6 protein-coding genes are annotated in these 6274 nt (G+C 72.3%); 3 read left to right on the top strand and 3 right to left on the bottom strand.

Going from position 1 to position 6274, the window contains the following annotated elements; genetic code table 11:
• The first annotated feature begins 57 nt into the window (after positions 1–57).
• Positions 58–426, top strand: coding sequence for a PqqD family protein (locus VGK78_RS08905; protein WP_331527254.1), 369 nt, complete (start codon positions 58–60; stop codon positions 424–426).
• Here VGK78_RS08905 and VGK78_RS08910 read toward each other — a convergent pair.
• The 3 genes from VGK78_RS08910 to cysC form a co-directional block, all read right to left on the bottom strand.
• Complete coding sequence (locus VGK78_RS08910) at positions 385–1434, bottom strand: sulfite exporter TauE/SafE family protein (RefSeq protein ID WP_331527255.1); 1050 nt, start codon at positions 1432–1434, stop codon at positions 385–387. The genes VGK78_RS08905 and VGK78_RS08910 overlap by 42 nt on opposite strands.
• A 138-nt stretch (positions 1435–1572) precedes the next feature.
• Complete coding sequence (locus tag VGK78_RS08915; protein WP_331527256.1) at positions 1573–2607, bottom strand: sulfite exporter TauE/SafE family protein; 1035 nt, start codon at positions 2605–2607, stop codon at positions 1573–1575.
• A 2-nt stretch (positions 2608–2609) separates the two neighbouring features.
• A complete protein-coding gene (gene cysC, locus VGK78_RS08920) occupies positions 2610–4367 on the bottom strand; it encodes an adenylyl-sulfate kinase (protein ID WP_331527257.1) in 1758 nt (585 codons plus the stop codon).
• A 93-nt stretch (positions 4368–4460) separates the two neighbouring features.
• On the opposite strand from cysC, the gene VGK78_RS08925 reads away from it, so the two are divergent.
• Both VGK78_RS08925 and VGK78_RS08930 read left to right on the top strand, forming a co-directional pair.
• Complete coding sequence (locus VGK78_RS08925; protein WP_331527258.1) at positions 4461–5438, top strand: asparaginase; 978 nt, start codon at positions 4461–4463, stop codon at positions 5436–5438.
• A 232-nt stretch (positions 5439–5670) separates the two neighbouring features.
• Entirely contained in the window at positions 5671–6063 is a 393-nt protein-coding gene (locus VGK78_RS08930) for a helix-turn-helix transcriptional regulator (protein ID WP_331527259.1), read from the top strand.
• The last annotated feature ends 211 nt before the right edge of the window (positions 6064–6274 follow it).

The following is a 6274-nucleotide window of genomic DNA, read 5'->3' on the forward strand; positions in this document are numbered from 1 at the left end:
GATGGGGAACGCAGCGATCATGCTATCGGCGGATGCTGCCACGCCTAAACTCGCGGCGTGACCGACAGCGGGAGCTCGGCGGCAGGCGTCGAGCCCGACGACCGGGCCGGCGCAGGTGGTCCGGCCGACGCCGGGACCGCCGTCTGGCGGCGCGCCACCAGCACGGCGTACGTCGAGTCGGCCGACGAATCCGACCAGCGCGTGGTCGTCCTCGACCTCGACCACCTCGAGCTCCCGCCGTACGTCTTCGAGGGCTCGGCGGCCCAGATCTGGGGCTGCATCGACGGCGACCGGACCGTGGCCGAGATCGTGCACGACCTGGCCGAGGCGTTCGAGGTCCCCGACGACGTGGTGGGTCCCGACGTGCGTGAGTTCGTCGACCGGCTACGGGATCTTGGCCTGATCGTGGCGGACGACGTCTCCTGACGCCTGTCCCACGGCTGCCCCGCCCGGCTCGGGCCGCGTTCCGCCCTCGAGCTCGGCGACGGTGGGGGCCCCGAACATCGGCAGCCCCTGGGTCCGCCGGATCAGGCCCCATACGAACGGCAGTACGACGACCATCGCCAGGCCGACCAGCGCGATCAGCACCGGGTGGGTCTGGTCCTCGCCCGAGCCCAGGGGAGCCCAGCCGGCCTTGTCGAGCAACGCGAGGCCGGACATCGTGAGCACGACGACGATGCCGCGGCGGATGAACGACTGCGGCACCTTCGGGGCGATCCGGCTGCCGAGGATCGTGCCGGGGGTCGACCCGAGCACCAGCGGCACCAGCAGGTGCCAGTCGAGGCCGTTCAGGGCGATGTTCGAGATCGCGGCGGACAGCACGAGCGGGACGGCCTGCACGAGGTCGGTGCCGACCAGGCGGAGCGCCGACAGCCCCGGGTAGAGCATCACCAGGGCGATCATGATCACCGAGCCCGAGCCGACACTGGTGACGCCGACCAGCAGGCCGCCCAGCGCGCCGACGGCGACGGTGACCAGCGGGCGGATCCTCGGGTCGGGATCCGCCTCCGCGCCGCCGCCCCGGACCCGGCGCAGGTTGATGACCAGCCGGAGGGCGTACGTCGCGGCCGCGAGGAGCAGCGCGAACCCGATGCACTTCTTGAGCAGCGTGTCGAGATCGTCGGCCGATCCGGCGAGGTGGTGGAGGATCCACGGCCCGGCCAGGGCGAACGGCACGGAGCCCAGGATCAGCCACTTCGCGAGTGCCCAGCTGGGCTTGCCCTCCCTGGCGTGCGTGACCGCGCCGCCGGTCTTGTAGATCGCGGCCGCGGTCAGATCGGCGGTCACCACGGTCGAGGCGTCCCCGACCCCGAGGAAGATCAGCGCCGGCGTCATCAGCGCGCCGCCGCCCATACCGGTCAGGCCGACGACGGAGCCGACCACGAACGCGGCGGCGATGATCGAGAAGAAGTCAACGGTGAGCCAGTCACCCATGGCGTCGGTCCTTCCAGGGAAGGTGAGGGCAAGGCATGTAAGTCTACTGAATCACCTCAATTTGTCGAATCCGACGCGCCCGGTCCCGTCGTACGGCGTGCCCCGCGGGTGACCGCGGCGCAGGTGAACAGACCGGGCTCAGGGAACCTGGCGCCGGTCCTCGGTGTCGGAGGTGGAGGTGCGGCGCGGCCGCCTGCCCGGCTCGCCCTCGAGCTCGGCGACGGTCGGGGCTCCGAACATGGGCAGGCCCTCCGTCCGCCGGATCAGGCCCCACACCAGCGGGACGAGCACGACCATGGCCACGCCGACGAGGGCGATCAGGACCGGGTGCGTGTCGTCGTTCCCGGCGCCCAAGGGCGCCCAACCCGACTTGTCGAGGAGCGCCACACCGGACATGGTCAGCACCACGACGATGCCGCGCCGGATGAACGACTGAGGCACCTTCGGCGCGAGGCGGGCGCCGAGCACCGTCCCCGGGGTGGACCCGAGCACCAGCGGCACCAGGATGTGCCAGTCCAGCCCGTTGATCACGATGTTCGACCCCGCGGCCGCGAGCACGAGCGGGACCGCCTGCACCAGGTCGGTCCCGACCAGGCGGACCGGGGACAGTCCGGGATAGAGCATCAGCAGCGCGATCATGATCACCGAGCCGGCCCCGACGCTGGTGACGCCGACGAGCAGGCCGCCGAGCGCGCCGACGCCACAGGTGATGAGGGGCCGGATGCGGGGATCGGGGTCCGCGAGGCCGGTCTCGTCGTGGACGCGCCGGAGGTTGATGTAGAGACGCAGGGCGTACGTCGCAGCCGCGAACAGCAGTGCGAACCCGATGCACTTCATCAGCAGGCGGTTCAGCGAGTCCGGACTGCCGCCCGCCAGGCCGTGGATCACCCACGGGCCGACCAGGGCGGCCGGCACGGAGCCGACGATCAGCCACAGGGCGAGGGGCATGTTCGGGGAGCCCTGGCGCGCGTGGGTGGCGGCGCCGGCGCTGCGCGAGACCGCGGCCGCCGTCAGGTCCGCCGTGACCACGGCGGACGCGTTCCCGACGCCCAGGAAGATCAGGGCCGGCGTCATCAGGGCACCACCGCCCATGCCGGTCAGTCCGACCACGATGCCGACGAAGAAGCCGGCGCCGACGATCGAGAAGAAGTCGGCGGTGAGCCAGCCGCCCATGGCTAGATCGGATCCCCGTCGTCCGGGACACGGCGCAGCCGAGCCACGACCACCTCCAGCATGGTCTCCATGGTGAGGGCCGCGCGGGCAGCGTGCTCCGGGCCACGCCGGTAGGGGTCGGCGATGTCGTGGTCGGCGGCGGCCGGGACGCGGCGGTTGGCCAGGGCGGCGATCAGGTCGCGGCCGCGCAGGTCCGGGTCTGCCGCCTCGGCGCTGGCGACGAACTGCCCCAGCGTGAAGATCTTGCGGAACGCCGCCGGCCGGTCCTCGAGCAGCCAGGTGCGGTGGCGGGCCTCGGCCGTGAGCACGAGGTCGGCCCGGTCGACCAGGTCTCCGGTCGCCACGCGGCTGCGGAACGACGTCGTGTCCGTGCCCCAGCGCGCGAACTCCGCCTCCATGGTCTCGCTGACCGGCTCCGCGTCGAAGCCTTGGGTGCCGGCGCTGCTGACCTCGACGCCGGAGTCCGGGCCGAGCAGCTGGCGGGCGCGGAGCTCGAGGTACGGCGAGCGGCAGATGTTCGCGGTGCAGACGAAGAGGACATGGATGGGTTCCTCGGAGGGCTCGACGGACACGGGAGCGCTGATGTGTCCACGCTCGGCCAGGGCCCACAGCACCTCGTCTCGACAGTCCGCGATCGTGCGGCCGGTCGTGTCGATGCGCAGGTCTGCGTCCGCGGGCTCCTCGTACGGCGACGCGATCCCGGTGAACTCGGGGATCTCACCGCGCCGCGCCTTCGCGTAGAGCCCCTTGCGGTCGCGTCGTTCGCACTCCTCCAGCGGGGTCGCCACGTGCACCAGGAAGAACGACCCGCCGGCCGCCTCGGTCATCGCCCGCACGTCCTGACGGGTCGCGTCGAACGGGGCGATCGGGCTGCACACCGCGACGCCCCCGTGCCTGGAGATCTCGGCCGCCACCCAGCCGATCCGGCGGATGTTCGTCTCGCGGTCCTCGCGGCTGAAGGTGAGCCCGGCCGACAGGTTCCGGCGTACGACGTCGCCGTCCAGGCTGGTCACCGTGCGCTCGCCCGACTCGAGCAACGAGTCGATCACCGCCTGTGCGACGGTCGACTTGCCGCTGCCCGACAGCCCGGTGAAGAACAGCACCAGCCCGCGCCGATCCGGACCTGGCTGGTCGGCGTCCACGATCGCGGCGATGTCGTCGGGGTAGTCGTCGTCCTCGTCCCCGGGATCCACCAGGCCGAGCACCGGGTCGGGCCCGGCGTACGCCGCCGTGACCTGGGCGCCGAGCTCGTGGTCGATCGTGATGTCGCCGTGCGAAGCGAGCGGCACCGCGACCACGGCGGCGTCCGGGAGGTGCCGCGCGGCTGCCAGGGACGCGCGGAGCAGCGCGACGGGGGAGAGCTCGGGGGTGCCGGGCCCGGTCAGGGCGAGCAGGACCACCGGCGTCGCCAGTCCCCGTAGCCGGTCGAGCTCCGTCTCGGTCAGGGCGTCGACCACCGGCACGAACGTCGCTCCGGCGTATCGCTCACGCACCTCGGCCGGCGTCAGGTGGAGGCGGCGGAACGGCCCGTGCTGGGCGTGAGTCAGCGGCTCGAAGGAGCCGTCCGGATGCAGCAGTGCCAGCGGCAGCCCTTCCGGGTCGACGAGCTCGACGTCCTGGCCCGCGAGCGTCTCGGGGACCCCCAGGGTGACCGGCGAGTCGGGCTGGTTGAAGGTGGTGAGCGGCGCCAGGGCGCCACCGGCGAGGAGCTCGAGATCGGCCAGCTCCCGCGGCGACGGACAGTGTTGGGGCGTCGGCACGTGGCCATCCTGCCAGCGTCGCTACTGTGGCTCGGTGCCAGTTCGCTCTCCCGCTCAGACCCGTCCCGCCACGCGTCGTCCCGCGGGCGCCCGGTGAACGCCGTACCGGTCGCCGAGATCGTCCGCAACGGCTTCGTCGAGGGTCATCACTACGGCTCGCTCGTCGCGCTGGACGCGGACGGCAGCGTCGCCTGGTCGGTCGGTGACGCCGACGTCCCCGTGCTACCGCGCTCGTGCAACAAGCCGGTCCAGGCGCTGGGCATGGTGCGGGTCGGTCTCGACCTCCCGCCCGAGCTGCTGGCGCTGGCCTGCGCGTCACACTCCGGCGAGCCGTTCCACGTCGAGGGCGTACGCCGCATCCTCGCCGGGGTCGGTCTGACCGAGGACGCGCTGAAGACGCCGCCGGACTACCCGCTCGACGACGACGCCCGGGAGGCGGTGATCCGGGAGGGCGCCGGACGCGCGCCGGTGCTGATGAACTGCTCCGGCAAGCACGCCGCGATGCTGGCCACCTGCGTGGTCAACGGCTGGCCGACCGACACCTACCGCGACCCCGAGCATCCGCTGCAGCAGGCGATCGCCGCCACCTTCGCCGAGGTGACCGGGGCGCCGATCGCGGTCACCGCCGTCGACGGGTGCGGGGCACCGCTGTTCTCCGCCTCCCTGGCCGGGCTGGCGAGGGCCTTCCGCCGGCTGGCCCTGGGCGTCTCCGCCTCGGGGGCGCCGGACGCCGATGCCGTGCGGATCGCGGACGCCATCCGCGCCCACCCGGCGTACGTCTCGGGGACCACGCGCGACGAGCTGGCGCTGCTGACCGCGATCCCGGGTGCGATCGGCAAGGCCGGCGCGGAGGGCTGCTACGCGGTCGCGCTGCCCGACGGGCGTGCCTTCGCCCTCAAGACCGACGACGGCGCCGCCCGGGTGCGGCCGGTGCTGATGGTCGAGGCGTTGCGTCGCGCCGGTGTCCTCGACGAGGCCGGGGTCGATGCGGAGGCGGTCCGCCGTACCGGTGTCGTCGAGCTGCTCGGCGGCGGCCGGCCGGTGGGCGAGATCCGGGCCGTGTTCTCCTGATCGGGCTGGGGGCACTCGCTCGCACCCGTTGCCGCCATCGGGCGGTGAGGGGGATCGGTTTGGATCAGGTGATCGGGTCCCAGCTCACCGCCGCGCGGGAGCAGACCGCCTCCGGATGATCACGTCTGCTGCCTGTTGTTAGCGGGCCGAGCACCGGAAATGCCGTGCACTGACAGGGGATTCCGGTGGATGTGACCGCACTCACCGGCGTTCGGTTTGCAGTCTGCTAGCAATGGCTAGCACGATGGGGGGCGTGGCCCGGACCAAGGTCGGAAAGACCGTCGAGACGCTCGGCGACTACCTGCGGGAGCAGCGGCTGTCGTCGCGGCTGTCGCTGCGTCAGCTGGCCGAGCAGGCGGGCGTCTCCAACCCTTACCTGAGCCAGATCGAGCGGGGACTGCGCCGTCCGTCCGCGGAGGTGCTGCAGCAGCTGGCCAAGGCGCTGCGGATCTCCGCCGAGCAGCTCTACCTGCGGGCGGGGATCGTCAGCCCCGACGACACCATCGGCGGCTCGGTCGAGCTCGCCGTCCTCGGCGACCAGCTGCTCACCGAGCGGCAGAAGCAGACCCTGCTCGACGTGTACGCGTCCTTCCTCGCGTTGAACGCGGGGCAGGACGCCCCCTGAACGACCCGGCGAACGCCGGACCAACCCACCACCCGAAGGAGCAGATCATGGCGAAGAACAAGTTCGACATCACGACCCAGATCCCCGAGGCGGCCACCCGCCCCCTGTACGCCGGTGTCGGCGTGACCGACCGCGTGGTCGAGGCCGTCCGTGAGTACGTCGCGGACGTCCAGAAGCGGGTCACCGAGGTGCAGAAGTCGGTTGCCGGCTT

Source organism: Nocardioides sp. (assembly GCF_036503465.1).
Taxonomy (GTDB): domain Bacteria; phylum Actinomycetota; class Actinomycetes; order Propionibacteriales; family Nocardioidaceae; genus Nocardioides.